General features: G+C 53.3%; 29 protein-coding genes. 12 read left to right on the top strand and 17 right to left on the bottom strand.

From position 1 onward, the window contains the following. Window positions 1-889 precede the first annotated feature (889 nt). Both arcB and mtgA read left to right on the top strand, forming a co-directional pair. A complete protein-coding gene (gene arcB / locus AC6I8A_RS02720; RefSeq protein WP_265300826.1) occupies window positions 890-3,244 on the top strand; it encodes an aerobic respiration two-component sensor histidine kinase ArcB in 2,355 nt (784 codons plus the stop codon). Window positions 3,245-4,120: 876 nt separating this feature from the next. Beyond that, window positions 4,121-4,843 carry a monofunctional biosynthetic peptidoglycan transglycosylase gene (gene mtgA, locus AC6I8A_RS02725; RefSeq protein ID WP_256698254.1) on the top strand — a complete coding sequence of 241 codons (723 nt, stop codon included), beginning with the start codon at window positions 4,121-4,123 and terminating at the stop codon, window positions 4,841-4,843. A gap of 5 nt (window positions 4,844-4,848) precedes the next feature. Here the strand turns inward: mtgA and npr are convergent, their stop codons facing one another. The 11 genes from npr to AC6I8A_RS02780 form a co-directional block, all read right to left on the bottom strand. Next, a complete protein-coding gene (npr, locus tag AC6I8A_RS02730; RefSeq protein ID WP_008104379.1) occupies window positions 4,849-5,121 on the bottom strand; it encodes a PTS phosphocarrier protein NPr in 273 nt (90 codons plus the stop codon). Continuing rightward, window positions 5,118-5,972 carry an RNase adapter RapZ gene (gene rapZ / locus AC6I8A_RS02735; RefSeq protein ID WP_497818007.1) on the bottom strand — a complete coding sequence of 285 codons (855 nt, stop codon included), beginning with the start codon at window positions 5,970-5,972 and terminating at the stop codon, window positions 5,118-5,120. The genes npr and rapZ overlap by 4 nt, the downstream gene beginning before the upstream one ends. 52 nt (window positions 5,973-6,024) lie before the next feature. Then, window positions 6,025-6,507 (bottom strand): PTS IIA-like nitrogen regulatory protein PtsN, encoded by a 483-nt coding sequence (ptsN, locus tag AC6I8A_RS02740; protein WP_175501705.1) that lies wholly within the window; start codon window positions 6,505-6,507, stop codon window positions 6,025-6,027. A gap of 159 nt (window positions 6,508-6,666) precedes the next feature. After that, window positions 6,667-6,954 carry a ribosome hibernation promoting factor gene (hpf, locus tag AC6I8A_RS02745; protein ID WP_008104375.1) on the bottom strand — a complete coding sequence of 96 codons (288 nt, stop codon included), beginning with the start codon at window positions 6,952-6,954 and terminating at the stop codon, window positions 6,667-6,669. Between the two features lie 21 nt (window positions 6,955-6,975). Beyond that, window positions 6,976-8,415: an RNA polymerase factor sigma-54 gene (gene rpoN, locus AC6I8A_RS02750; protein ID WP_293796293.1), complete on the bottom strand. Its 1,440-nt coding sequence runs from the start codon at window positions 8,413-8,415 to the stop codon at window positions 6,976-6,978. A gap of 48 nt (window positions 8,416-8,463) precedes the next feature. Next, entirely contained in the window at window positions 8,464-9,189 is a 726-nt protein-coding gene (gene lptB / locus AC6I8A_RS02755; protein ID WP_008104371.1) for an LPS export ABC transporter ATP-binding protein, read from the bottom strand. 5 nt (window positions 9,190-9,194) lie between these two features. Beyond that, the gene (lptA, locus tag AC6I8A_RS02760; protein WP_256698258.1) at window positions 9,195-9,749 is read right to left on the bottom strand and encodes a lipopolysaccharide ABC transporter substrate-binding protein LptA; all 555 of its coding nucleotides are present in this window, start codon (window positions 9,747-9,749) and stop codon (window positions 9,195-9,197) included. Beyond that, the gene (gene lptC, locus AC6I8A_RS02765) at window positions 9,724-10,296 is read right to left on the bottom strand and encodes an LPS export ABC transporter periplasmic protein LptC (protein ID WP_036648345.1); all 573 of its coding nucleotides are present in this window, start codon (window positions 10,294-10,296) and stop codon (window positions 9,724-9,726) included. The genes lptA and lptC overlap by 26 nt, the downstream gene beginning before the upstream one ends. Beyond that, complete coding sequence (kdsC, locus tag AC6I8A_RS02770; protein WP_436332615.1) at window positions 10,293-10,859, bottom strand: 3-deoxy-manno-octulosonate-8-phosphatase KdsC; 567 nt, start codon at window positions 10,857-10,859, stop codon at window positions 10,293-10,295. The genes lptC and kdsC overlap by 4 nt, the downstream gene beginning before the upstream one ends. A gap of 13 nt (window positions 10,860-10,872) precedes the next feature. Beyond that, entirely contained in the window at window positions 10,873-11,853 is a 981-nt protein-coding gene (gene kdsD, locus AC6I8A_RS02775; RefSeq protein ID WP_101762279.1) for an arabinose-5-phosphate isomerase KdsD, read from the bottom strand. 13 nt (window positions 11,854-11,866) lie between these two features. Continuing rightward, entirely contained in the window at window positions 11,867-12,850 is a 984-nt protein-coding gene (locus AC6I8A_RS02780; RefSeq protein WP_008104362.1) for a calcium/sodium antiporter, read from the bottom strand. 227 nt (window positions 12,851-13,077) lie between these two features. Between AC6I8A_RS02780 and mlaF the strand changes: the two genes are divergently transcribed. The 7 genes from mlaF to murA all read left to right on the top strand — a co-directional run bounded on the left by mlaF (window position 13,078) and on the right by murA (window position 17,858). Beyond that, entirely contained in the window at window positions 13,078-13,893 is an 816-nt protein-coding gene (mlaF, locus tag AC6I8A_RS02785; RefSeq protein ID WP_008104360.1) for a phospholipid ABC transporter ATP-binding protein MlaF, read from the top strand. A gap of 4 nt (window positions 13,894-13,897) precedes the next feature. Next, window positions 13,898-14,680, top strand: a complete 783-nt coding sequence (mlaE, locus tag AC6I8A_RS02790; protein ID WP_007886633.1) for a lipid asymmetry maintenance ABC transporter permease subunit MlaE — start codon at window positions 13,898-13,900, stop codon at window positions 14,678-14,680. A gap of 4 nt (window positions 14,681-14,684) precedes the next feature. Then, window positions 14,685-15,221 carry an outer membrane lipid asymmetry maintenance protein MlaD gene (gene mlaD / locus AC6I8A_RS02795; RefSeq protein WP_256698261.1) on the top strand — a complete coding sequence of 179 codons (537 nt, stop codon included), beginning with the start codon at window positions 14,685-14,687 and terminating at the stop codon, window positions 15,219-15,221. 18 nt (window positions 15,222-15,239) lie between these two features. Then, entirely contained in the window at window positions 15,240-15,875 is a 636-nt protein-coding gene (gene mlaC / locus AC6I8A_RS02800; RefSeq protein WP_256698472.1) for a phospholipid-binding protein MlaC, read from the top strand. After that, a complete protein-coding gene (gene mlaB / locus AC6I8A_RS02805) occupies window positions 15,875-16,180 on the top strand; it encodes a lipid asymmetry maintenance protein MlaB (RefSeq protein ID WP_265300830.1) in 306 nt (101 codons plus the stop codon). Before mlaC ends, mlaB begins: the two co-directional genes overlap by 1 nt. A gap of 114 nt (window positions 16,181-16,294) precedes the next feature. Continuing rightward, entirely contained in the window at window positions 16,295-16,552 is a 258-nt protein-coding gene (gene ibaG / locus AC6I8A_RS02810; protein WP_265300831.1) for a BolA family iron metabolism protein IbaG, read from the top strand. A gap of 46 nt (window positions 16,553-16,598) precedes the next feature. Continuing rightward, complete coding sequence (gene murA, locus AC6I8A_RS02815; protein ID WP_008104349.1) at window positions 16,599-17,858, top strand: UDP-N-acetylglucosamine 1-carboxyvinyltransferase; 1,260 nt, start codon at window positions 16,599-16,601, stop codon at window positions 17,856-17,858. 68 nt (window positions 17,859-17,926) lie between these two features. Here murA and AC6I8A_RS02820 read toward each other — a convergent pair whose 3' ends face one another. Beyond that, a complete protein-coding gene (locus AC6I8A_RS02820; protein ID WP_008104347.1) occupies window positions 17,927-18,208 on the bottom strand; it encodes a helix-turn-helix domain-containing protein in 282 nt (93 codons plus the stop codon). A 233-nt stretch (window positions 18,209-18,441) separates the two neighbouring features. Next, the gene (gene ispB / locus AC6I8A_RS02825) at window positions 18,442-19,413 is read right to left on the bottom strand and encodes an octaprenyl diphosphate synthase (RefSeq protein WP_008104346.1); all 972 of its coding nucleotides are present in this window, start codon (window positions 19,411-19,413) and stop codon (window positions 18,442-18,444) included. Between the two features lie 252 nt (window positions 19,414-19,665). On the opposite strand from ispB, the gene rplU reads away from it, so the two are divergent. The 3 genes from rplU to cgtA all read left to right on the top strand — a co-directional run bounded on the left by rplU (window position 19,666) and on the right by cgtA (window position 21,675). Next, window positions 19,666-19,977: a 50S ribosomal protein L21 gene (rplU, locus tag AC6I8A_RS02830; RefSeq protein WP_007886644.1), complete on the top strand. Its 312-nt coding sequence runs from the start codon at window positions 19,666-19,668 to the stop codon at window positions 19,975-19,977. Between the two features lie 15 nt (window positions 19,978-19,992). Continuing rightward, window positions 19,993-20,250 carry a 50S ribosomal protein L27 gene (rpmA, locus tag AC6I8A_RS02835; RefSeq protein WP_007886647.1) on the top strand — a complete coding sequence of 86 codons (258 nt, stop codon included), beginning with the start codon at window positions 19,993-19,995 and terminating at the stop codon, window positions 20,248-20,250. 249 nt (window positions 20,251-20,499) lie between these two features. Continuing rightward, window positions 20,500-21,675 (top strand): Obg family GTPase CgtA, encoded by a 1,176-nt coding sequence (gene cgtA / locus AC6I8A_RS02840; protein WP_008104343.1) that lies wholly within the window; start codon window positions 20,500-20,502, stop codon window positions 21,673-21,675. 40 nt (window positions 21,676-21,715) lie between these two features. Here the strand turns inward: cgtA and AC6I8A_RS02845 are convergent, their stop codons facing one another. Genes AC6I8A_RS02845 through AC6I8A_RS02860 form a run of 4 tightly spaced genes read right to left on the bottom strand, consistent with a single transcriptional unit; the run spans window position 21,716 to window position 25,380 of the window. Further along, complete coding sequence (locus AC6I8A_RS02845) at window positions 21,716-22,132, bottom strand: hotdog fold thioesterase (protein ID WP_497818008.1); 417 nt, start codon at window positions 22,130-22,132, stop codon at window positions 21,716-21,718. A gap of 3 nt (window positions 22,133-22,135) precedes the next feature. After that, entirely contained in the window at window positions 22,136-22,894 is a 759-nt protein-coding gene (gene dhbA, locus AC6I8A_RS02850; RefSeq protein ID WP_497818009.1) for a 2,3-dihydro-2,3-dihydroxybenzoate dehydrogenase, read from the bottom strand. Beyond that, on the bottom strand, window positions 22,891-23,745 hold the full coding sequence (locus AC6I8A_RS02855) for an isochorismatase family protein (protein ID WP_497818010.1): 855 nt from the start codon (window positions 23,743-23,745) through the stop codon (window positions 22,891-22,893). Before AC6I8A_RS02855 ends, dhbA begins: the two co-directional genes overlap by 4 nt. An 18-nt stretch (window positions 23,746-23,763) precedes the next feature. After that, window positions 23,764-25,380, bottom strand: coding sequence for a (2,3-dihydroxybenzoyl)adenylate synthase (locus tag AC6I8A_RS02860; protein ID WP_497818011.1), 1,617 nt, complete (start codon window positions 25,378-25,380; stop codon window positions 23,764-23,766). Window position 25,381 lies beyond the last annotated feature (1 nt).

Here is a 25,381-nt window from a genome sequence, read left to right on the forward strand (position 1 = left end):
AAACTTCTTTTGACATTACCTGCATTATTTCGCGTACCGCAGCGTGACAATTTAAGTCAGCGCGGCGGTATCAATTCTTGTGCCGCTCAGTAAAGAGCGGGCGTCGCAGCACCGAGCAAGGGCTCTTAAGACACTGTTGTCACGTCCTTAATGAGCTGCTCTTTTTATTCCGGTCTCTTTCGGGAGATAGCTTGCATCCAGAGGGAGGCTTCTTGCTGCATAGATATGCCGAGACACAGGCCCACCAGGAAAGCTTCCAGTGGAATTCCAACTTATCGGGAAAGCGAACTCAGGTCAAATAGCCAGCTTTGTTGCGGGTAATCCGCTTTCTTATCGCTTAATTAAATGATTATTAAGGTTTTATTGCGTAAATTTATGTCAATCTCCCGCTACGCATTCCCTCAGGAAGTGTGAGCCGTCTCACTGTGACCCAGCCCTCTAATATCCAAACAATGCTGGCAGGAAGGGTTACAACAGCATTTAATTCTGTTGGGGGCAGTTGATACACAGCATGTATCTGTTTTTCTTATGGCGTCATATTTGAATCAAAATGGGGCTGCCATTAGTAAAATTAATTACGCGCGGCGTGCTTAATAAATCACTTAAGTTGAATGGGTATGCAATAAATAGGTGCAACCATCAGGGCAAATGGCTGCCAGGGTGCTGATTAGCACAGGATGTTGAGAAAAGGCCCGCAAAAGCGCGGCCCTCCAGATTATTCAGTTGGCAGAATTAGTCAAGCGCTTTGCGCATATAGAAGGGAACGTCGGCGAAATCGCGCTACGATGCACCATTACAGGGCATAATCGGCGCGATATGGGCGGGTGAAGCGGGGCAGCGCAGCGATAATTACGCTATCATGAGCCAGATTTCGTTCAGGGAGCTCGTAATGAAACAGATTCGTCTTTTAGCGCAGTACTACGTTGATTTGATGGTCAAACTCGGCCTGGTACGCTTTTCGCTGCTGTTAGCCTCGGCGCTGGTCGTACTGGCGATGGTGGTGCAGATGGCCGTCACCATGGTGTTGCGCGGACATGTGGAAAGCATCGACGTTGTCCGCTCCATCTTCTTCGGTCTGTTGATTACGCCCTGGGCAGTCTATTTCCTCTCGGTGGTGGTCGATCAGCTGGAAGAGTCGCGCCAACGCCTGTCAAAACTGGTGGATAAGCTGGAAGAGATGCGTACGCGCGATCTTGAGCTTAATCAGCAGATGAAGGAGACCATCACCCAGCTTAATCAGGAAATTAACGATCGTATTAAAGCTGAGCAGGCGCGTGAGCAGGTGATGGATAAGCTGCGCGAAGAGATGGCACGACGCGAGCAGGCGCAAATCGAGCTGGAACAGCAATCCTCCTTCCTGCGCTCTTTCCTGGATGCATCACCGGATTTGGTGTTCTACCGCAACATTGATAAGCAGTTCTCCGGCTGTAACCGCGCCATGGAACTGCTAACCGGCATGAGCGAAAAGCAGCTGATTGGCCTGACTCCGCGCGATATCTACGATGACGAAGCCGCCACTAAAGTGCTGGAAACCGATGAGAAGGTGTTCCGCCACAATGTATCGCTGACGTACGAACAGTGGCTGCAATATCCCGATGGGCGCAAAGCCTGTTTCGAAATCCGCAAAGTGCCCTATTACGATCGCGTGGGTAAACGCAGTGGCCTGATGGGCTTTGGCCGCGATATTACCGAGCGTAAGCGCTATCAGGACGCGCTGGAGAACGCCAGCCGTGAGAAGACCACCTTTATTTCAACTATCAGCCACGAGCTGCGTACGCCGCTGAATGGCATCGTTGGGCTGAGTCGCATCCTGCTGGATACCGACCTCAATCAGGAGCAACTCAAGTACCTCAAAACCATTCACGTTTCAGCCATCACGCTGGGCAACATCTTCAATGATGTGATCGAAGTGGACAAAATCGAGCGCCGCAAAGTCCAGCTGGATAATCAGCCGCTGGATTTCACCGGCTTTCTCGCCGATCTGGAAAACCTCTCCGGTCTGCTGGCGCAGCCAAAAGGGCTGAAGTTTGTCATGGCGCCAGAGCTGCCGCTGCCGCATAAAATCTCGGCGGATGGTACGCGCTTGCGTCAGATTCTGTGGAACCTGATTGGCAACGCCGTGAAATTTACCCAGCAGGGCGAGATTGTGGTGCGCGTCGCCTATCGTCAGGATGAAACGCTGCACTTTGAAGTGCAGGATTCCGGTATGGGCATTCCGCAGGAAGAGCAGGACAAGATCTTCGCGATGTATTACCAGGTGAAAGATCAGCACGGTGGCAAACCGGCGACGGGCACCGGCATCGGTTTGGCGGTCTCGCGTCGTCTGGCACAGGCGATGGGCGGCGATATCAGCGTCAGTAGCGTCGCGGGGCAGGGTTCCTGCTTTACCGTCGAGATCAACGCGCCACGCGTCGCTGAGGAAGTGGAAGACGACAATCTGGATGACAGCATGCCATTGCCGGCGCTGCACGTGTTGTTGGTGGAAGATATCGAGCTCAACGTCATTGTAGCGCGTTCGGTGCTGGAGAAGCTGGGCTGCAGCGTCGACGTCGCGATGACCGGAACGGATGCGCTGGCGATGTTTGATCCGCAGGAGTTCGATCTGGTGCTGCTCGATATTCAGCTACCGGATATGACCGGCCTCGACGTGTCGCGTGCCATCCATCAGCGTTATGCAGATGTGGCGCTGCCGCCGCTGGTGGCATTGACCGCCAACGTCCTGAAAGACAAAAAAGAGTATCTCGATGCCGGCATGGATGATGTGTTGAGCAAACCGCTTGCCGTGCCAGCGCTGACGGCGGTGATCAAGAAGTTCTGGGATTATCAGCCGGAACAGGAAGAGATTGCCGTCGATTCATCAGACGCACAGTCGCGTACGCTGTTAGATGTGACGATGCTGGAGCAATACATTGAGCTGGTTGGCCCAGGATTGATTACCCAAAGCCTCACTATGTTTGAGCAGATGATGCCGGGTTATCTCGACGTGCTGGATTCCAACATGATGGCACGCGATCAAAAAGGCATAGCTGAAGAAGGGCACAAGATCAAAGGTGCAGCAGGTTCGGTTGGCTTACTGCATTTGCAGCAGCTAGCGAAACAGATTCAGTCGCCAGAATTGCCAGCGTGGTGGGACAATGTGCAAGAGTGGGTCGACGAATTAAAACAGGAATGGCTCAAAGACGTGAACGTTTTACGCGAATGGGTCGCTGAGCGGGAAAAATTACAGGACGTTAGAAAAAAATGACCCCAGTCGAAACTGGGGTGCGCGAATACTGCGCCAACACCAGGGAAATGGGTACTGTTGCTATTATTAGAAATCGAATAAGAAAGCAACAGTTCGGTATTGGTTAACGCTTCAAAATCACCTTAACAAATTCGCCAATGCTTGCGACAAGATTCATTAAATTGTGTGATGTTGAGCAGCGATTAAATACAGAAAACATTAATTTGCTGACACAGTCAAGCAAGGAATTAATTTCTTTGCCATATTGCACCTTTTTTGACCAAATGTTCTGCTTTTAGCCTGGTTTTGCTTCAGTGAGCCACAGGAAAATCCGGGTGGAAGCATGGAAAATCTGATTCTGACAAAAAATTGAGGTTAAGTGAGATTAACACTCTGATGTTTATAGATAAAAACAGATTTTTCGACGGCTTATCCAAAACGTTTTGGAAACCTTAAACGGAAAGTTCCAGTTTATAGCTTATTGAATAATGTAAACCAAACGTGCGGTAAATCGCTTTACCATCCGTGAGGTCGAATGTACGCGGGATCGTACAGATTTGGTGGCATTTTTCAGAATGGTCTCTGTTATCAATGAACATGTTCGAACAACAGTAAAATTGATAGTTAAGTATCATGAAAGCATTTGCGTGAGCGATATCACATTCAGTTAAGTGTTCAAGCATGCAGCATTTGATCTATATATCGTTATGGAACCGATTCCTTTTTGGCGGAAGTGCTTGATGTGATTGGCTCTAATAGAGGAACACTGATTACAATGGCAACAATTTTCCAGACGTCTTTACCTGTCTGAGGGTAAAATTTAGTGGTTAATCGTTGGTATTCGCTATTGTGACTTGGGTGATTGATTAATACAGGGAACTGGTAAGAGAAAATTGCATGAGCAAGAGTAAAGGGACACTGGGAAAACGTATTAAAGTGCTGATTGCTAAAGTGCTGCTGGCCTGGCTTGGCATCTGGTTAGCGGGTATTTTGCTGTTTGCATTTTTACCGGTACCGTTCTCGGCGGTGATGGTGGAACGGCAAATCGGCGCCTGGTTTACCGGGCGTTTTGATTATGTGGCGCACTCGGATTGGGTCGGCATGGACGAGATCTCGCCATGGATGGCATTAGCGGTTATCGCCTCTGAAGATCAAAAGTTCCCTGAGCATTGGGGCTTTGATGTTGATGCTATCCAGTCAGTGCTGGATAACGATGGCAATGAGCGCATGCGCGGCGCTTCAACCCTTTCGCAGCAGACGGCGAAAAACCTGTTGCTGTGGGATGGTCGCAGCTGGTTGCGTAAAGGGCTGGAAGCAGGATTAACGGTGGGAATCGAAACCGTATGGACTAAGCGGCGTATCCTGACGGTTTATCTCAATATCGCAGAATTTGGCGACGGCGTGTTTGGCGTGGAAGAGGCTTCACAGCGCTATTTCCACAAACCCGCCAGCCGTCTGACGATGTCTGAAGCGGCATTACTGGCAGCGGTTCTGCCCAATCCGATCCGTTTCCGCGCTGATGCGCCTTCAGGCTACACGCGGCAGCGCCAGCAGTGGATTATGCGGCAGATGCGCCAGTTGGGCGGCGAAGGTTTCCTCAACCGATACAAGCTGCATTGATAGGTTTAATCTTCGTCAAAGCCCGCTTCAAACAGTTCTATAACCGCTGCCAGCGCCTGCTCTTCCTGCGGGCCGCTGGCTTCAATCTCAATATGGCCGCCTTTCGCTGAGTCGAGCATCAGCAGCGCAATCACGCTGCTGGCTTCGGCTTCGGTGCCCGATTCGTTACGCAGCAACACTTCAGCATCAAAACTCTGCACCAGCTCGAACAGCTTCATTGCCGGGCGCGCGTGCATGCCCAGCTTGTTACGTATTTCAACGGTTTGCTTCACGGTCATGATTTACGTTTTTCCAGAGTGCGATGACGAGACTGCACGTTTTTACCGCGTGAACGGAAATAATCCGCCAATTGTTCAGCGATATACACTGAGCGGTGCTTCCCGCCAGTACAGCCGATGGCGACGGTGAGATAGCTGCGGTTGTTGGTTTCCAGCATCGGCAGCCACAGTTCCAGGTAGCTGCGCGTTTGATAGATAAAGTTATGTACTTCGGTGTGGCGATCGAGGAAGGCGGCAACCGGACGATCCAGGCCGGTCATCGGACGCAGTTTGGGATCCCAATGCGGGTTCGGCAGGAAGCGCACATCGAAGACATAATCGGCGTCGATTGGAATGCCGTGTTTGAAGCCGAATGACTCAAACACCATGGTGAGTTCACGCTCGCGCTTGCCCAGCAGGCGCGTGCGCAGCATCTCCGCTAATTCATGAACCGACATCTCGGAGGTATCGATAATCAGATCGGCGCGTGAGCGCAGCGGCTCCAGCAGATCATTCTCTTCATCGATAGCACTCTCCAGCGACAGATTTTTGCTGGAGAGCGGATGCAGACGACGCGTATCGCTGTAGCGGCGAATCAGCGTGTTGCGATCGGTATCGAGAAACAGCAGTTGCGGCGAGAAGGTATCAGGCAGATTGTTGAGCGCGGCTTCAAAGACTTCCGGTGATTCCGGCATGTTGCGCACGTCAATGCTGACCGCCGCAGAGATATTGCGTTCGGTTAAGGTATTCGCCAGCTCCGGCAGCAAAACCACCGGCAAGCTGTCGACACAGTAAAAGCCCATATCTTCAAGGGCACGCAGCGCGACTGATTTTCCTGAGCCTGACCGACCGCTAACGATCATCAGCACCATCACATTTCTCCCGTTTTAAACCGGCGAACAGGCCGGTAAAAGTGTTTCTCGCTTAAGAGTGTGCTTCCTGAGCTTCTGTGATAATGGCGTAGAGCTCTTCGTCGCTCTGTGCCGCACGCAAACGACGACAGACGGTTTTATCCGCCAGACGTTTGGCAACCAGCGAAAGCGTGTGCAAGTGGGTTTTACACTGGTCTGCAGGTACCAGCAGGGCAAACAGCAGGTCAACCGGCTGATTGTCTACCGCATCAAAAGCGATAGGCTGATCGAGGCTGATAAACACGCCGACAGCGCGTAATGTGTCCTCCTCCAGCTTGCCATGTGGAATGGCAATGCCGTTGCCAATACCGGTACTGCCCATACGTTCGCGGGTCAGGATGGCTTCGAAAAGCGTCTGGTGCGGCAGATTGAGCTGCTTCGCTGCCAGCTCGCTGATAATTTCCAGCGCGCGTTTTTTACTCTGGCAGTGTACGCCGCTACGGGTACAGTCCAGTGAAAGGACCGAGCTCAATTCCAGTGTTAGATCGTTGTTCATCATCGTTTCACTTGCGAGTTCACATAGCCGCGAGGTTCAGGCGATTGATTTCATTGCCGTTCGCCCGCTGGCGCTTGCGCAGATGACAAAACGGGGCGGTAATATCCGCCCCATTAAGCTCTAAGTGCCGAATCAGTCAGCACTCTGCAAGCGTGAAGGTTAGTGTTTTTTCAGTTTGTCTTTGTGTTTGGTCAGCTGACGGGAAAGCTTGTCGATTAACCCGTCGATGGCCGCGTACATGTCTTCCGCTTCCGATGTGGCGTGCAGCTCCCCGCCGTTGACGTGCAGTGTTGCATCCGCAATCTGCGTCACCTTCTCAACCTTCAGAACAATATAAACCTGATTGATACGATCAAAATAGTGTTCCAGTTTGGCAAATTTGGTATTTACAAATTCACGCAGAGGTTCGGTAATCTCAACATTAAGTCCGGTAAGGTTTAGCTGCATAGGTCTTCCTTCTTCGTTCGGTCAAACCAGCTGTTTACGCTGGTTTGATGGCGGTATAGATAAAGACTCGCGATATTTAGCAACCGTACGTCGCGCTACCATGATGCCCTGTTCGGATAACATGGAGGTCAGTTTGCTGTCGCTCAAGGGTTTTGCGGGGTTTTCCGCCGAGATCAATTTTTTCACTAATGCACGAATCGCCGTAGACGAGGCTTCGCCGCCGCCCTCGGTGTTGACGTGACTGGAGAAAAAATACTTCAGTTCAAAGATGCCACGCGGGCTGTGTAAATACTTTTGCGTGGTCACGCGGGAAATAGTGGATTCGTGCATATCAACAGCCTGAGCGATATCCGCCAGCACCATCGGACGCATGTACTCCTCACCCTGCTCAAAAAATGCCTGCTGCTGTTCAACGATACAGCGTGTCACTTTCAGCAGCGTGTCGTTACGGCTCTCCAGGCTCTTAATCAGCCACTTGGCTTCCTGTAAGTTGCTACGAATATACTGATTATCGCTTTCATTACGGCCAGCTCCGCCCATCGCAGCATACTGCTGATTGATTTTCAGGCGCGGCATGCTGTCGGAATTGAGTTCAACTGTCCAGCGCTTGCTGATTTTACGCACCAGCACATCGGGAATGACATATTCCGGTTCGCTGGTATTGATTGACTGGCCAGGGCGCGGATCCAGTGACTGAATCAGCAACATCGCCTCCTTCAGCACCTCTTCCTTCAGACGGGTTACGCGCATCAGGCTGCGGAAATCATGGTTGGCCAGCAGATCAAGATGTTCGCTCACAATCAGGCGCGCTTCCGCCAGCATGGGCGTGGCGGCATCATATTGCGACAGCTGGACTAACAGGCAATCACGCAAATCACGGGCACCAACGCCGACTGGATCAAAACGCTGCACGCGCTTAAGCACGGCTTCAACTTCTTCCAGCGTCAGCTCTTCATCGCCAATACTGTCATAAATATCTTGTAAGTTGACGGTGAGATAGCCGGTGTCGTCAATGGCATCAACAATGGATGTGGCGATGGCGCGATCGGTATCAGTGAACGGCGTTAACTCCACTTGCCACATAAGATAATCCTGCAGCGATTGCGTGGTTTCGCCCTGATAGATTGGCAGTTCGTCATCCTGGTAATCGGTGCCGGTGCCTGACGGCGTGCCCGCCGTGTAGATTTCGTCCCAGGTGGCGTCGAGCGGGAGATCTTCAGGCATGTCTTTCTGTTCAAGTGCTTCACGTGTGTCTAATGAATCACTCTCTTGTTCCTGAAATTCTCGCGCGTCGATTTCTTCGTGCAGATCGGTTTGTTCAAGCAGCGGATTGCTTTCCAGCGCCAGTTGGAGTTCTTGCTGGAGTTCAAGCGTAGAGAGTTGCAGCAAGCGAATGGCTTGCTGCAACTGTGGAGTCATCGCCAGCTGTTGGCTGAGCCTGAGTTGCAAACCTTGCTTCATAATTCGGTTAGAATTTCCTAAGCAAACGTAGGGTGTTACGACACCTTATCAGAGTCTGAACTCTTCGCCCAAATAAACACGCTTAACCTGCTCATCTACAAGAATTTCATCAGGCGTGCCATGGGCAATTAAATGACCCTGGCTAACGATATACGCGCGTTCACACACCGCGAGGGTTTCACGCACGTTGTGGTCGGTAATCAGCACGCCAAGGCCGCTGTCACGCAGATGCTCGATGATTTTTTTGATGTCGATAACCGAAATCGGGTCAACACCGGCAAAAGGCTCATCCAGCAGGATGAATTTCGGATTAGCCGCCAGCGCGCGGGCAATTTCCACACGACGGCGTTCACCACCCGACAGCGCCTGGCCCATGCTGTCGCGCAGATGGCCGATATGGAACTCTTCCATCAGCTCGTTGGCACGATCCTGACGCTGCTCTTCTGTCAGATCATCACGGATCTGCAGCACCGCCATCAGGTTGTCGTACACGCTCAGGCGGCGGAAGATCGAGGCTTCCTGCGGCAGATAGCCGATACCGCGACGGGCACGCGCATGCAGCGGCAGGATGCTGATGTCTTCATCATCAATCACAATGCGGCCCGCATCGCGTGGCACAATTCCGACCACCATGTAAAAAGTGGTGGTTTTACCGGCACCGTTTGGGCCCAGCAGGCCGACAATCTCGCCGGATTTTACCTGCAGGCTAACATCTTCCACCACGCGGCGGCCTTTGTAGGCTTTCGCCAGGTTCTCAGCGATTAGTGTTGCCATAGCAATCAGTTACTCTTTTTAGGGCTCGCGGACGAACCGTTTTTGTCCTGCAGCTGCGACGGAACCAGAACGGTGGTCACGCGCTTGCTGTCACCCTGGCTGAACGCCTGCATCTTCTGCTCTTTCACCAGGTAAGTGATGCGGTCGCCTTTGATGTTGCTGTCCTGCTGCTGAATGAAGGCATTACCGGTCAGCTCAACAAAATCGTTCGCCAGTTCATAATGCAGTTTACTGGCGTGGCCTTGCACCGGCTTGCCGTTATCCTGCATTTGATAGAAGGTCGCTGGCGTGCCGTAAGCATCAACAATGGTTTTCTTGCTATCGCCGCCCGGACGGGTGACGACCACTTTATCGGCGGTAATCTTGATGGAACCCTGGGTCACAATCACGTTGCCGGTAAAGGTCGCGACGTTGCCCTGCAGGTCCAGCGCCTGGTTGACGGAGTCAATATTCACCGGCTTGTCTGAGTCGCCAGTTAATGCCAGCGCAGGCAGGCTCGTTGCCAGCAGCGTACCCACCAGCAATAACTTAAGGCTATTTTTGTTCATTTTGAATTTCATAGGAAGTTTTGACCTTTTCAAGCAGCTCTGCGTGTTTCGTCCGTAAATTGCCGCGCATTTTCATGCCAGTGGAATTAAAACTGCGGCCAAAAAGGGTGACTTGATCGTCAGATGTCACATCCTGGGTGACCAAATTAACCTGAGCGTTATCGGTAAGGATGCGCTCAAGCTGTGAATCCTGGGTCAAGGTATTGACGACAACGTTGCCATAAAGATAAAGCATACGATCTTTAGTCAGCTTTGCCTTATCGGCGCGCACCGACCATGTCGCGACTTTGTTTACGTCATAGGTGGTCATCACCGGATTATCGAACCAACTTATCTCATCGGCAGCAAAGTAGGTGACTTTATCGGAGACCAGCTTATAGCCCAGCGCGCCTGTTGGGTTATACACCACCGTGTTCGATTTCTCGCTGGTGTAGGTTGGCGCTTGATCGTTGGTTGCTACCGGCGTTCGGTCGTCATCCTGGTTGGTGAGATTCCAGCCGATCAGCACTAAGGCGATCAAGGCCAGGATCAGCGTCATCCAACGCCTGCTCTTACTCATATTGATTGCCCTTTGGCATCCTCAAATTGGTTCTGCGCCATCAAGATCAGATCGCACAACTCACGTACCGCGCCGCGGCCACCGGCAATGCGGGTCACATAATGCGCGCGCGGCAGTAAAATCGGGTGGGCATCGGCAACGGCCACGCTCAAACCCGCCTGCGCCATCACCGGCCAGTCGATCAGGTCATCGCCAATGTAGGCGACCTGCTCTGCGGTCAATGACAGTTTATCCAGGAGTTCCCGCCAGGCCAAAAGCTTATCCGATTGTCCCTGGTAAAGATGCGTAATGCCGAGCGTCTTACAGCGATCTTCCAGCAGTTTTGCTTTGCGGCCGGTAATAATAGCCACTTCAACGCCGGAGGTCAGCAGGCAACGCACGCCATAACCATCGCGCACGTTAAAAGCTTTCAACTCTTCACCGCTGTTACCCATGTAAATCACGCCATCCGACATCACGCCATCAACGTCACAAATCAGCAGGCTAATCTTCGCAGCACGCGCCATGACTTCCGCGCTCACCGGACCGTAGCACGTCTCGACCATTGCTGTTTCAGCACTCATTGTTTCTTCCTGTTCAGACTACGCCAGCGCGCAGCATGTCATGCATATGTACCACACCGAGCAGGCGATCGTCATCGGCCACCAGCAGGGCGGTGATGTTTTTGTTTTGCATCAGATTAAGGGCATCGACCGCGAGCATATTCGGGCGCACGCGAATACCGCCGCTGGTCATCACTTCCTGAATGGTGGCTTTCTGGAAATCGATGCCCATATCGAACACGCGGCGCAAGTCACCATCGGTGAAGATGCCTTCGATTTTCATCAGGTCATCGACAATCACCGTTAAACCAAGATTCTTGCGGGTAATTTCCAGCAGCGCATCACGCATCGACGCATCACGGCTGACGTGCGGAATTTCATCGCCGCTGTGCATGATATCGCTGACGTGCAGCAGCAGTTTGCGGCCCAGCGCACCGCCGGGATGCGACAGCGCAAAATCTTCCTGGGTAAATCCGCGCGCTTCCAGCAACGCCACGGCCAGCGCATCACCCATGACTAAGGTCGCGGTGGTGCTGGTGGTCGGCGCCAGGCCGAGCGGACAGGCTTCCTGCGGCACTTTCACGCACAGATGCACATCCGCGGCGCGGCCCATCGCGCTGTCCGGACGCCCGGTAATACAGATCAGCTGCACCTTCTGGCGCTTTAACACCGGCACCAACGCCAGGATTTCGCCGGATTCACCGCTATTGGAAATCGCGATCACCACGTCATTGGTGCTGACCATGCCGAGATCGCCGTGGCTGGCTTCACCGGGATGCACAAAGAAAGAGGGCGTACCGGTGCTGGCAAAAGTCGCGGCCATCTTTTTACCGATATGTCCGGATTTTCCCATGCCCATCACCACCACTTTGCCTCGGCAGGCAAAGATCATCGCGCAAGCGCGATCGAAATCATCATTAATATATTGATCAAGCTGCTCCAGCCCTTCGCGTTCGATGCGCAGCACCGCTTTACCTGCTTGCTGAAAATCGAAATCCGGTTGCTGATGTGACATGGTCAGTCCGTCCTTAATAGCTTGTGATAAGCATGGGGCTGAGCCACAGCCACAGCACCCACGCGATAAAACCACCTAATAATAGTGTGCCTGCGATACGGCCAATACGGCGTTTGCGCAGCAGGCAGAGCAGGGCGAACAGCACGCTCACTGCCAGCATCACCCAGTAATCACGTGCGAAGGCATGCGCATCAACGCTGCCGGGATGAATCAGCGCTGGTAGGCCGAGCACAATCGCCAGATTGAAAATGTTGGCGCCGATCAGGTTACCGATAGCGATATCGTCCTCACCTTTCAGCGCGCCGGCCACAACGGTAGCCAGTTCGGGTAAGCTGGTGCCGACGGCAATCAGCGTCAGGCCCATCACCAGTTCGCTCACACCGAAGTAGTCGGCAAAGACGGTGGCGTTGTCGATCACCATCCGCGTTGACATCGGCAGAATAATTAGCGCGACTGCCAGCCACAGAAAGGCCACGGTGTTGCCAGCTTCGTCGCGCGGCAGTTCGGCCAGCTGTTCACGGGTGAGCGTGTCGTTATTGTCACGTTCAGCGCGGCGAGCAATGCGGATCACCACCAGCAGATAACCCAGCGCGATCAGTAGCAGCGCAACGCCATCAAGACGGCTCAGATGATTATCAAACAGCATGATGCCGCTGAGCAGTGAGACTAGCAGCATTAATGGCAGTTCGCGCCGAATCAGATTGGAGTGTACTGTCAATGGGTGGAGCAACGCTGCGCCACCCAGAATCAAGAGAATGTTGGTGATGTTCGAGCCCAGCGCGGTGCCAACCGCTAAATCCATCTGTCCATGCTGTGCGGCCGAAAATGAGACAATTAATTCCGGCAATGATGTGCCAATGCTCACCACCGTCATGCCTATGATCAGTGGTGGGATGCCAAAGGATCGACAGAGGATCGCGGCGCTAAATACCAGACGGTCGGCGCCGTAAACCAGTAAAATCAATCCGATAAACAGCAAGGCAGAGGCTACGAACATTAAAAATCCTTGATGGATGGAGGTGTCGGCGAACCTTGTCCGACAGGTAAAAACATTCTGCACACACTAACAGGCGCTGATTTTGACTGTCTGAGAGGCAAAAGTAAATTTTAAGGCCGTTTTCGCCACACTAAGTGGGTAAGTTTCTGTAAAACTATCGTGCATTCGAGGCGACCAGGCTACCATCCACCGTTTTGATAGCGCCCGATCCGCATAAAGAGGTAAAGATGATCCAGCAGCAAACGAATCTGGTTGAGGTTCGTGGCGTCAGTTTCACGCGCGGAGATCGTACAATCTTTGACGATATCTCGTTAACGGTACCCGCCGGTAAAGTCACCGCGATCATGGGGCCGTCCGGAATTGGTAAAACCACGCTTTTACGTCTGATTGGCGGGCAATTACAGCCCGATAAAGGCGAGATTTGGTTCCGCGATCAGAATATCCCGACGCTTTCCCGCACGAAATTGTACGAAGCTCGTAAAAAAATGAGCATGCTGTTTCAGTCAGGCGCGCTGTTTACCGATCTCAACGTGTATGAAAACGTTGCCTGGCCATTACGTGAACATACGCAGTTGCCGCCAGAACTGTTGCACAGCACCGTATTGATGAAGCTGGAAGCGGTGGGTTTGCGTGGTGCTGCGAAACTGATGCCTGCCGAACTCTCCGGCGGTATGGCGCGCCGTGCGGCGCTGGCGCGTGCTATCGCGCTGGAACCGGAACTGATCATGTTCGATGAGCCTTTTGTCGGCCAGGATCCTATCACCATGGGCGTGCTGGTGAAATTAATTGACGAACTTAATCATGCTTTGGGCCTGACCTGCATTGTGGTTTCACACGATGTGCCTGAGGTATTGAGCATTGCCGATCATGCCTATATTGTTGCCGGACAAAAAATTATTGCTCAGGGCAGCGCGCCGGAACTGCGGGAAAATCCCGATCCGCGTGTGCGCCAGTTTATCGAGGGTCATGCGGATGGTCCGGTGCCGTTTCGCTTTGCCGCTGGCGATTATCTCAGCGACTTGACCCGCTCAGGGAGAACGTAAACTGATGTTGTTACAGGCGCTAGCGTCATTTGGACGTCAGGGAATTAATACCTGTGCCGCTTTTGGCCGCGCAGGCCTCATGCTCTTTCATGCGCTGGTGGGTAAGCCGGCGTTTCGTCGCCATGCGCCGCTGCTGGTAAAACAGCTCTACAGCGTGGGCGTATTATCGTTGCTGATCATTGTGGTGTCCGGCCTGTTTATTGGCATGGTGCTGGGTCTGCAAGGCTATCTGGTGCTGACCACCTACAATGCTGAAACCAGCCTTGGCATGCTGGTGGCGCTCTCGCTGCTGCGTGAACTCGGTCCGGTAGTGACGGCATTGCTGTTTGCCGGCCGGGCAGGTTCAGCGTTAACCGCAGAAATCGGGCTGATGAAAGCCACTGAACAGCTCTCGAGCATGGAGATGATGGCCGTCGATCCGTTACGTCGCGTGGTATCACCGCGCTTCTGGGCCGGCTTTATCAGCATGCCGCTACTGGCGCTGATCTTTACCGCCGTCGGTATTGCCGGTGGCGCGCTGGTGGGGGTGAGCTGGAAAGGGATCGATCCGGGTTTCTTCTGGTCGGCGATGCAGAACGCGGTGGATTTCCGCACTGATGTCGTTAACTGCATGATCAAAAGCGCGGTCTTTGCCGTTACGGTAACCTGGATTGCGCTCTTTAATGGCTATGATGCCATCCCGACCTCGGAAGGGATCAGTCGGGCGACGACGCGTACCGTGGTGCATGCTTCACTGGCGGTACTCGGTTTGGATTTTGTGCTGACAGCACTGATGTTTGGGAATTGATGCAATGCAAAGCAAGAAAAACGAAATCTGGGTTGGCGTCTTCATGCTGGCTGCGCTGCTGGCGCTGTTATTCCTCGCTCTTCGCGTCGCCGATCTTAAAACAATCGGCACCGAACCGACGTGGAAGATGTATGCCACCTTCGATAATATTGGCGGACTCAAAGTCAGTTCTCCGGTAAAAATTGGCGGCGTGTTAATTGGCCGTGTATCAGATATCGCGCTTGATGAGAAAACCCTTTCTCCGCGTGTGACCATGGATATCAGCGATAAATTCGCCAATAAGATTCCAGACACCAGCTCATTAGCCATCCGCACCCAAGGTCTGCTGGGTGAGCAGTTCCTGGCGTTGAATTTAGGTTTTGACGATCCTGAACTTGGCTCCTCGATGCTGAAAGATGGCGGCACGCTGCGTGACACCAAATCGGCACTGGTGCTGGAAGACCTCATCGGTCAATTCCTCTATAAGAGCGGCGATAACAAACCCAACGACAAATCCCAGGGTGCGGAGAGCGCACCAGCAGCACCTGCAACAACGGAATAACCAACGAGGTAAAACATGATGTTTAGACGCTTACTGATGATTGCCGTGTTGGCAATCGCACCGCTGGCAGCCAACGCCGCAGCGGATCAAACTAATCCTTACAAGCTGATGAACGAAGCGGCGGAAAAGACCTTCACCCGTCTGAAAAACGAACAGCCGAAGATTAAGCAGGATCCGAACTATCTGCGCGAAGTGGTGCGTCAGGAACTGATGCCTTATGTACAGGTAAAATATGCCGGTGCGTTAGTTCTTGGTCGCTATTATCGCGATGCGACACCGGCGCAACGCGATGCCTATTTTGCCGCGTTCGGTGATTATCTGGCGCAGGCGTACGGCCAGGCGCTGGCGCTGTATAACGGTCAAACTTACCAAATCCAGCCGGAACAGCCGATTGGCGATGCCAATATCGTAGCGATTCGCGTCACCATTATCGATCCGAATGGTCGTCCGCCGGTGCGCCTCGATTTCCAGTGGCGCAAGAACAGCCAGACCGGCAACTGGCAGGCGTATGACATGGTGGCCGAAGGCATCAGCATGATCACCACGAAACAGAATGAGTGGGGCGATCTGTTGCGCACCAAAGGCATTGATGGCTTGACGGCTCAGCTGAAAGTCTATGCAGCACAGCCGATCACCCTGGATAAAAAGCAATAATGAGTGAACCGTTACGCTGGCAGCGTACTGCCAGCACGCTGGCTTTAAGCGGCAAATTAGATCGTGATACTTTGCTGACCTTGTGGCAGGAACGTGACACTGCGGTGGCGGATATCACCACCATCGACGTTGCCGGGCTGGAAAGGGTGGATTCTGCGGGTTTAGCGCTGTTGGTGCATCTGCGTGAAATCGCGCGAGCCCATGGCAGCGCGCCACTTTTCTCTGGCATCTCCGATAAACTTCAGTCACTGATCACGCTGTATAACCTGCAGCAGATTATTGTTTCTGCGGAAAAAATCGCCTGATCTGCGGATGTCGATGCTAAGCCCCTGATTTTTTCAGGGGCTTTTGCGTATTTAAGAGTCAGGCGCTTTCCTCTAAGATGGCAGCCTTATTATTATTAAGTGAAGTAACGAGCGATGGAAAATAGTGAAGTTCAGGCCGTGCTGATGCAGGCGCTGGCATTAGAAGAAGTACACGTACTTAGCAACGATGGCAGCCATTTTCAGGTCATCGCAGTGGGCGAAATGTTCGCCGAACTGAGCCGCGTGAAGAAGCAGCAGGCTGTGTACGCGCCGCTGATGGAATATATTGCGGATAATCGTATTCATGCGGTTTCCATCAAAACTTATACCCCAGCCGAGTGGGCGCGCGACCGTAAACTCAACGGTTTCTGAGTGCCTCACCGGTTGTTTTATTGATAGATAATTGAGAGCCGTGTTAATGGACAAATTTCGTGTGCAAGGCCCCACTCGTTTAAGTGGTGAAGTGACCATTTCCGGGGCGAAGAATGCTGCGTTGCCGATTCTGTTTGCTGCGCTGCTGGCTGAAGAGCCGGTAGAGATTCAGAACGTACCGAAGCTGCGTGATATCGATACCACCATGAAGCTGCTGAATCTGCTGGGTGCGCGCGTTGAGCGCAATGGTTCGGTCCACGTTGATGCTCGCGAAGTTAATGTTTTCAGTGCGCCATACGATTTAGTGAAAACCATGCGTGCTTCGATCTGGGCGCTGGGTCCGCTGGTGGCGCGTTTTGGTCAGGGCCAGGTTTCACTGCCGGGCGGTTGCGCCATCGGTGCGCGTCCGGTTGATCTGCACATTACTGGTCTGGAACAGCTGGGTGCGGAAATTAAGCTGGAAGAAGGCTACGTTAAAGCTTCGGTGAATGGCCGCCTGAAAGGCGCGCACATCGTGATGGATAAAGTGTCTGTTGGCGCTACCGTCACCATCATGAGCGCGGCGACGCTGGCTACCGGCATCACCATTATTGAGAATGCCGCGCGTGAGCCGGAGATTGTCGATACGGCAAACTTCCTCAACACGCTGGGCGCGAAAATCACGGGTGCGGGCACAGATAAAATCACCATCGAAGGTGTTGAGCGTCTGGGCGGCGGCGTATATCGCGTTCTGCCAGATCGTATCGAAACCGGTACTTTCCTGGTCGCTGCAGCGATTTCACGTGGCAAAGTTGTTTGCCACAACACTAAGCCAGATACGCTGGATGCGGTGTTGTCTAAACTGCGTGAGGCGGGTGCAGAGATCGAAGTGGGCGAAGATTGGATCAGCCTGGATATGCACGGCAAGCGCCCAAAAGCGGTGAATATCCGTACGGCGCCGCATCCAGGCTTCCCAACTGACATGCAGGCGCAGTTCACGCTGCTCAACCTGGTGGCAGAAGGAACCGGTGTGATTACCGAAACCATCTTCGAAAACCGCTTCATGCATATCCCTGAACTGATTCGTATGGGCGCGCATGCGGAAATCGAAAGCAACACCGCGATTTGTCATGGCGTTGAAACCTTGTCGGGTGCGCAGGTGATGGCCACCGATCTGCGTGCATCAGCGAGCCTGGTGCTGGCGGGTTGTATTGCAGAAGGCACCACGCTAGTTGATCGTATCTATCACATCGACCGTGGCTATGAGCACATCGAAGACAAGTTGAAAGCGATGGGTGCAAATATCGAGCGCGTAAGCGGCGAATAATTTTTACCTTTGCGCATTAAAAAACCAGTCACGGTAACGCGGCTGGTTTTTTTTCATCTGCAGTATGGTCAGATCTTTTTACGATCTTTGGGCGATCGTATGCGCTTTTTGCGATCCTTCAGCAGACCGGTAAAAGGATCATAATATCGGCTCGGCCAGATCTCTGCCGGATGCACCTTAATCGCATTGGCAATTAGCCATTCGCCTTTGGGCCAGGGGCGCGACAGCGCATTGGCCAAAGTTGACGAGCTAAGCCCTGATTCCCGTGACAGCGCTGCCAGTGATGTGCCTTTCTTACGTAATGCAGCAATGATATCTGCCGGGTGCCAATCCACTTTCCTTGGGTACATAACTTTCTTCTCCGTGTCCGTGTTATTACTTCATCTCCGCTGAAAAAGCTTTCCCGTCGCAGAGATATCTGGAAAAAACCCGCATTTTTATAGCAAATGTTTCCAGTTAATTTCCAGTAAATGTTTGAACGGCGCACGAAACTGCGTCGCTTTTCGCAAAAGTGATGCAAGCGATGTAAGTAAAGGGGAGAAGAGTGAGAAAGGAAACGGGACCAATTCAGGCCCCGTTAAAATCAGAAGTCGCGTTGTACGGACATGTGCGCCAGCGCTTCAAGTGCGCTGCGCCACGGGCTTTCAGGTAATACTTGCAGTGCTGAGATAGCTTTATCCGCCTCTTCTTCAGCACGTTTACGCGTCCACTCCAGCGAGCCAGTTTGTTGCATCGCTGCCAGCACCGGTTCCAGCAGATGACGACCGTTGCCTTCTTCAATCGCTTTGCGGATCATCTGCGCTTGCTCAGGCGTTCCATTGTGCATCGCGTGCAGCAGCGGCAGCGTCGGTTTGCCTTCGCTCAGGTCGTCACCGGTATTTTTACCCAGTGTTTCGCCATCCGCGCTGTAATCCAGCAAATCATCAATTAACTGGAAAGCGGTACCAAGATAGCGACCATAATCCTGCAGTGCTTTTTCCTGCGCTGGCGACGCATCAGCTAAAATCGCCGATGCTTGCGAAGCTGCTTCGAACAGGCGGGCGGTTTTGCTGTAGATCACCCGCATGTAGCTCTCTTCAGTGATGTCGGGATCGTTGCAGTTCATTAACTGCAGCACTTCCCCTTCAGCGATCACGTTGACCGCTTCCGACATCAGCGCCAGGATCTTTAAGGATCCCATGCTGGTCATCATCTGGAATGAGCGCGTATAGATAAAATCGCCCACCAGCACGCTAGCCGCATTACCAAACGCGGCGTTCGCGGTGGCTTTGCCACGGCGCATATCGGATTCATCCACCACATCATCGTGCAGCAGCGTCGCCGTATGGATAAATTCGATCAGCGCCGCATTGGTGATGTGCAACGATCCCTGATAATTCAGCGCGCGTGCCGACAGCACAGCGATCATCGGACGGATGCGTTTGCCCCCGCCGCTGATAATGTAATAGCCCAACTGGTTAATCAGTGAGACTTCTGAATTCAGCTGCTCGAGGATGGTCTGGTTGACGGCCGCCATGTCCTGCGCGGTTAATTCATTAATCTGTTCTAAGTTCATTCGTCTTTTCAGCTTTACTCGTTTTTTGCATGGTAAGCGCTTTAAACAGCGTGAGTTCAGTAATCTGTTACTGATTGTACTTGAAAAATCGGGTTGCGAAACGTTTGCATTCGCCTTGCGCTTTTTTTCTGCAAGAGTGTGCAAAGTGCTCTTGTCTTCTGCTGGAGTATTGCGTAGAATTCGCGCCCTATTGTGAATATTTATCGCGCCGCCTGATGAACAAGAAAGGCACGCGCAGAAGCGGAGTTTTATATGTACGCGGTTTTCCAAAGTGGTGGTAAACAACACCGAGTAAGCGAAGGTCAGACCGTTCGCCTGGAAAAGCTGGACATCGCAACCGGTGAAACCATTGAGTTTGACCAGGTTCTGATGATCGCAAATGGCGAAGACGTGAAAATCGGCGCGCCACTGGTTTCAGGCGGTGTGATCAAGGCAGAAGTTGTGGCTCACGGTCGTGGCGAGAAAATTAAAATCGTTAAGTTTCGTCGTCGTAAACACTACCGTAAGCAAGCTGGTCACCGTCAGTGGTTCACAGATGTGAAAATCACTGTGATCGGCGCGTAAGAGGAGATCTGACAAATGGCACATAAGAAGGCTGGTGGCTCGACCCGTAACGGTCGCGACTCCAACGCAAAACGTCTGGGTGTAAAACGTTTCGGTGGCGAATCTGTTCTGGCAGGTAGCATCATCGTTCGTCAGCGTGGCACCAAATTCCACGCAGGTAGCAACGTAGGTTGTGGTCGTGACCACACCCTGTTTGCCACCGCAGACGGCAAAGTAAAATTCGAGATTAAAGGCCCGAACAACCGTAAATATATCAGCATCGTTGCTGAGTAAGGTTGTCGTGCTGCAGACGTCTACCGTCTGAATACACGAATGAAAGGCCCCGCAGCTTTGCGGGGCTTTTTACATTCTGCTACTGAGCTTGCTGGATAACAGTTACGCTTTAGCACAGTTGTTGTACAATTTATGTACTCCTGGCTTTGCCAGTCTTGTATTATCCGCCGTCGGTCAGCGCAGAAGACCCTGGCGGACCCGTTTGCGGCCTGCAAGCTGCCGTGAACGACAGCGTGACGGAGAAATAAAATGAAGTTTGTAGATGAAGCGACGATCCTTGCGGTCGCGGGTGATGGCGGCAACGGTTGCGTAAGCTTCCGCCGTGAAAAATATATTCCAAGAGGCGGCCCGGATGGCGGCGACGGCGGCGACGGCGGCGACGTATATTTGTTGGCGGATGAAAACCTCAACACCCTGATCGATTATCGCTTTGAAAAGTCTTTCCGTGCCGAACGTGGCCAGAATGGCCAAAGCCGTGATTGCACCGGTAAACGTGGTAAAGACATCATCGTTAAAGTGCCGGTCGGTACCCGTGTCATTGACCAAGGTACAGGCGAAACGCTGGGCGACATGACGCGTCATGAGCAGAAGCTGATGGTGGCGAAAGGCGGCTGGCATGGCCTGGGCAACACGCGCTTTAAATCCTCGGTTAACCGTTCCCCGCGTCAAAAAACCATGGGAACACCGGGCGAGAAGCGTGACCTACAACTGGAACTGATGCTGCTGGCTGACGTTGGTATGCTGGGTCTGCCGAATGCCGGTAAATCGACCTTTATTCGCTCGGTTTCCGCGGCGAAACCAAAAGTTGCGGATTATCCGTTTACTACGCTGGTGCCAAGCCTTGGCGTGGTGCGTATGGACAACGAAAAGAGTTTTGTTGTCGCTGATATTCCTGGCCTGATTGAAGGCGCAGCGGATGGCGCAGGTTTGGGTATTCGCTTCCTGAAGCACCTTGAGCGCTGCCGCGTGCTGCTGCACCTGATCGATCTTGCCCCTATCGATGAATCTGATCCGGTAGAAAATGCCCGCATCATTCTCGGCGAGTTGGAGAAGTACAGCGATAAACTGTTCCAGAAGCCGCGTTGGTTAGTGTTCAACAAATGTGACCTGCTGAGCCGCGAAGAAGCGGAAAGCCGTGCCAAAGCGGTAGTGGAAGCATTAGGCTGGGAAGAAAAATATTACCTAATCTCTGCGGCTAGCCATGATGGCGTGAAAGATCTTTGCTGGGATGTGATGAGCTTTATCATCGAAAATCCAAAAGAAGCCGAAGAAGAAGCTAAAGAGCCAGAGAAAGTGGCCTTCATGTGGGATGATTATCACCGTGAAGCCATGGAAACGGCGCAGGAAGTGGAAGAAGACGACGATTGGGATGACGACTGGGACGAAGAAGACGACGAAGGCGTCGAAATCATTTACCAGCGTTAATCGCACAAAAAAGCGGCCAGAAGGCCGCTTTTTTTATCTCTTAACCCAGCACCGCCACCGTCAATCTTGAGGTGCAGCACAGCTGATCGCGGGTATTACGAATCTCAATCTGCCAGCTTTGATTACGCGCACCAAGGTGTAGCGGGCGACAAATGCCACGCACTTCACCGCTGCTTACCGCGCGATGGTGGCTGGCACTCACCTCAATGCCCACCACGCTTTTGCCGTCTTCGATGCTGAGATAACCGGCGATCGATCCCATCGACTCCGCCAGTACCACCGAAGCACCGCCGTGCAGCAAGCCAAACGGCTGCTGCGTGCGGGCATCCACCGGCATGGTGGCTTCGAGGTAATCTTCACCAATGGTGGTAAACACAATTCCAAGGTGTGCCACCAGCGAGTTCTCACCCATCTTATTCAGCGTTTCAAGATCGACCGATCGTTTCCAGATTGCCATCACTTAGGATCCCAGCGTTGCGCCACCGTCGACCACAATATCCTGCAGTACCACGTGGCTGGCAAGATCCGAGGCGAGGAACATCACGTTAGCAACGATCTCCTGCGGTTTAGCGATCTTACGCAGCGGGATCCCCAGCTTGTACTGATCCGGGAAACCATTAATCATCTCCTGCTCGGCTTCTGGCGTATGCCACAGGCTGCGTTGCATATCGGTATCGGTGGAACCTGGCGAGACGATATTGCAGCGTACGCCGAACGGCGCCATTTCCAAACCCACGGTCAGACACAAGCTGCGCAGTGCGGCCTTGGACGCGCCATAAGCGGACATCCCAAGACGTGGCGCATGTGCCGCATTGGACGCGATGGTGACAATCGCGCCCGCACGCTGCTGGCGAAACACCGGCAAGGTTTGCTGGAACATGTTGAACGCGCCGCCGGCATTCACCGCCAGACACGCTTGCCAATCTTCAAACGCCAGTTCATCGGTGCTGCCAATACGCAAGATGCCGGCACCGTTCACCAGCACATCCAGACGTGGCTGGTCCGCCAGCAAACGCTGACAAACCGCTTTCACCTCGGCGGCGTTCGCGACATCCAATACCTGCGTGTTGAACGGATAGTCGGCTTGATCGAAACGCAGATCGAAGCCGATAACCTGCGCACCTGCCTGATGGAAGCTCAGCGCGGTGTGATAACCAATCCCTTTGCCCGCGCCGGTCACCCAGACAATCTTTCCGCTAAAGTCGAACGTCGCACTCATTTAGTCGGCACCCTTGATAACAGCGTCCACCAGCCATTGATGGTCGGATTTTTTGCCAGACTGACGAAGTCGATATCGCTGTGCACCTGACGCCAGCACGCCGCCAGCGCCATTACGCGTACCGAATCCAGACCGTAATCGATTAGGTTCTCGTCATCTTCCGGCACATCGTCATCTTCCAGCAGCGGCAGAATCAGCGCACGCAGATCGTCTTTGCTCAACGGCAGCGGCATCAGATCGGCGGTCATCACCACTTTACCGCTGCGACCCGCAGTGTAAGTCAGCGCCATCATGTGCTCTTCACGCGTGAAGTCAGCCAGCGCATCCGCCACCATAAACGGCTGGATGTTACGCATAAAGGCGTCAGTCGCGGTGGTCAGGCAGCCGATATGTGCGTACACGCCGGTGATGATCAGCTGATCGCGGCCCATCTCCTGCAGGATCGATTCCAGCGGTGAGCGCACGAAGGCGCTGTAACGCCATTTGGTCAGAACCTGGTCGTCCTGATCCGGTGCCAGCGCATCAACGATCTTCTGTTGATCGGGATGTTTGTTCAGGCCCGGTCCCCACATGTCGTTAAGCAGCGCACGATCGGCATCGCTCTGCTCGTTCGGCTGGGCGGTGTAGAACACCGGAATGCCCTGCGCTTTGCAGTAAGCACGCAGGCGAGCGATGTTTTCCACCACCTGATTAACCAGCGGGCTGTTTTCGCCCCAGAAATTGAGGAAATAAGCCTGCATATCGTGAATCAGCAGCGCGGCACGCTGAGGTTCCACCGCCCACTTCACTTTATTGGTTGGCAGTTCAGTCGCTGCAGGCAGCGCGTAAGCGTTCAGTTTTGGAATAGCCATTACAATCTCCGGAACAGGTCAGGCTTGCGCTTGTTGATCGGCAAGCTGTTGGCGTAAACGTTTTTTATCCACCTTGCCGACAGGCGTCAGCGGCAGGGCATCTACGCAGGTAATACGGTCAGGTAATTTGAACTCGGCTACGCCCAGTTCACGCAGGTGACGACGCAGCGCCACTGCTTTAATCGGTTGGCTGGCGACAATAAAGGCGCAGCTCTTTTCACCCATCAGTTCGTCGTTCATTGACACCAGCGCGGCGTGGATCACATCCGGATGGCGCTGCAGCAGGTTTTCGATCTCTTCTGCGGCGATCTTCTCGCCACCGCGATTGATCTGATCCTTTTCGCGCCCTTGCACGGTGATGTAGCCCTGAGCGTCGATCTCAATCAGATCGCCCGAACAGTAATACCCGTTGGCGTCGAAGCTGGCGGCGTTATGTTCCGGGCTCTTGTAGTAGCCTCGGAAGGTGTAAGGGCCGCGCGTCATCAGGCGGCCGATGGTGCCGGTTGGCAACGCGTTGCCATGTTCATCGGCGACCCACACTTCATCATCTTCAGAGATCGGGCGGCCTTGCGTGGTGAGAATGATGTTCTCATCGTCGCCAAAGCGGGTGTAGTTCACCAGACCTTCAGCCATGCCGAACACCTGCTGCAGCTGACAGCCAATTTCACGCTGAATACGTGCCGCCAGGGTTTCGCCCAGTTTGGCACCGCCCACCTGAATACGCTGCAGCGAGGCCAGCTGTGTATTGCTGCCCCATTCCTGAATCGCCTGTAACCACAAGCTCACCGCCGGCGGCACCAAACCGGTATCGGTGACCTGATGCTTCTCGATCAGCGGGAAGCAGAGCGTGGCGCTGGGATCGGCGGCCAGAATCACCTGACCACCGGCATAAAACACGCCGAGCGAACCCGGTGAGCTCATGGCGAAGTTATGCGGTGCGGGCAGGGCGATGAGATAGCGCGTATCGGCGGTGACTTCACAGATCTCATCACTGGCGCGAATGCTGTAGTAATAGTCGTTGTGGGTGCGCGGAATCAGCTTCGGCGTGCCGGTGCTGCCGCCAGAGAGCTGGAAAAACGCCACTTCATCGGCGGCGGTTGGCGTGGCGACGAAATCACCCGCAGCTTCCGCCATCAAGGATTCCAGCGTGTTTTCCGGCTGGTTGTCATTGCGCAGAATCACCTGCTGCAGTGAAGGCTGCGCATCGCATAGCGTGCTGATAAAGCTATCGTCAGCAAACAGCGCGTGAGTGCGATCGGCAATCAGCAGCTTAGGTTCGATCTGCGCCGCATAGGCGCTCAGCTCGGTACGCTGATGGCTGAACAGCGCAAATACCGACGCCACGCCGAGCTTAAACAGCGCAAATACCGTGACATAAAAATCAGCCACGTTGCCAAGCTGCACCAGCGCCGTATCGCCGTTTTGCAGGCCACGACGCTGCAGCGCGGCGGCCAGATTGCTGCTCAGCACATCCATTTCGCGATAGCTGATCTGACGATCGCCATCAATCACCGCGATGGCATCATTGTGCTGATGACGCACCAGAATGTCGGTCATCGGCACATCCAGCCAGTAACCTTTTTCACGGTAGCGCGCAGCCAGATCGTCCGGCCAGCGAGTATAGGGAATGCTCATG

The organism is Pantoea sp. X-Soil-ISGK-275, from assembly GCF_059730795.1.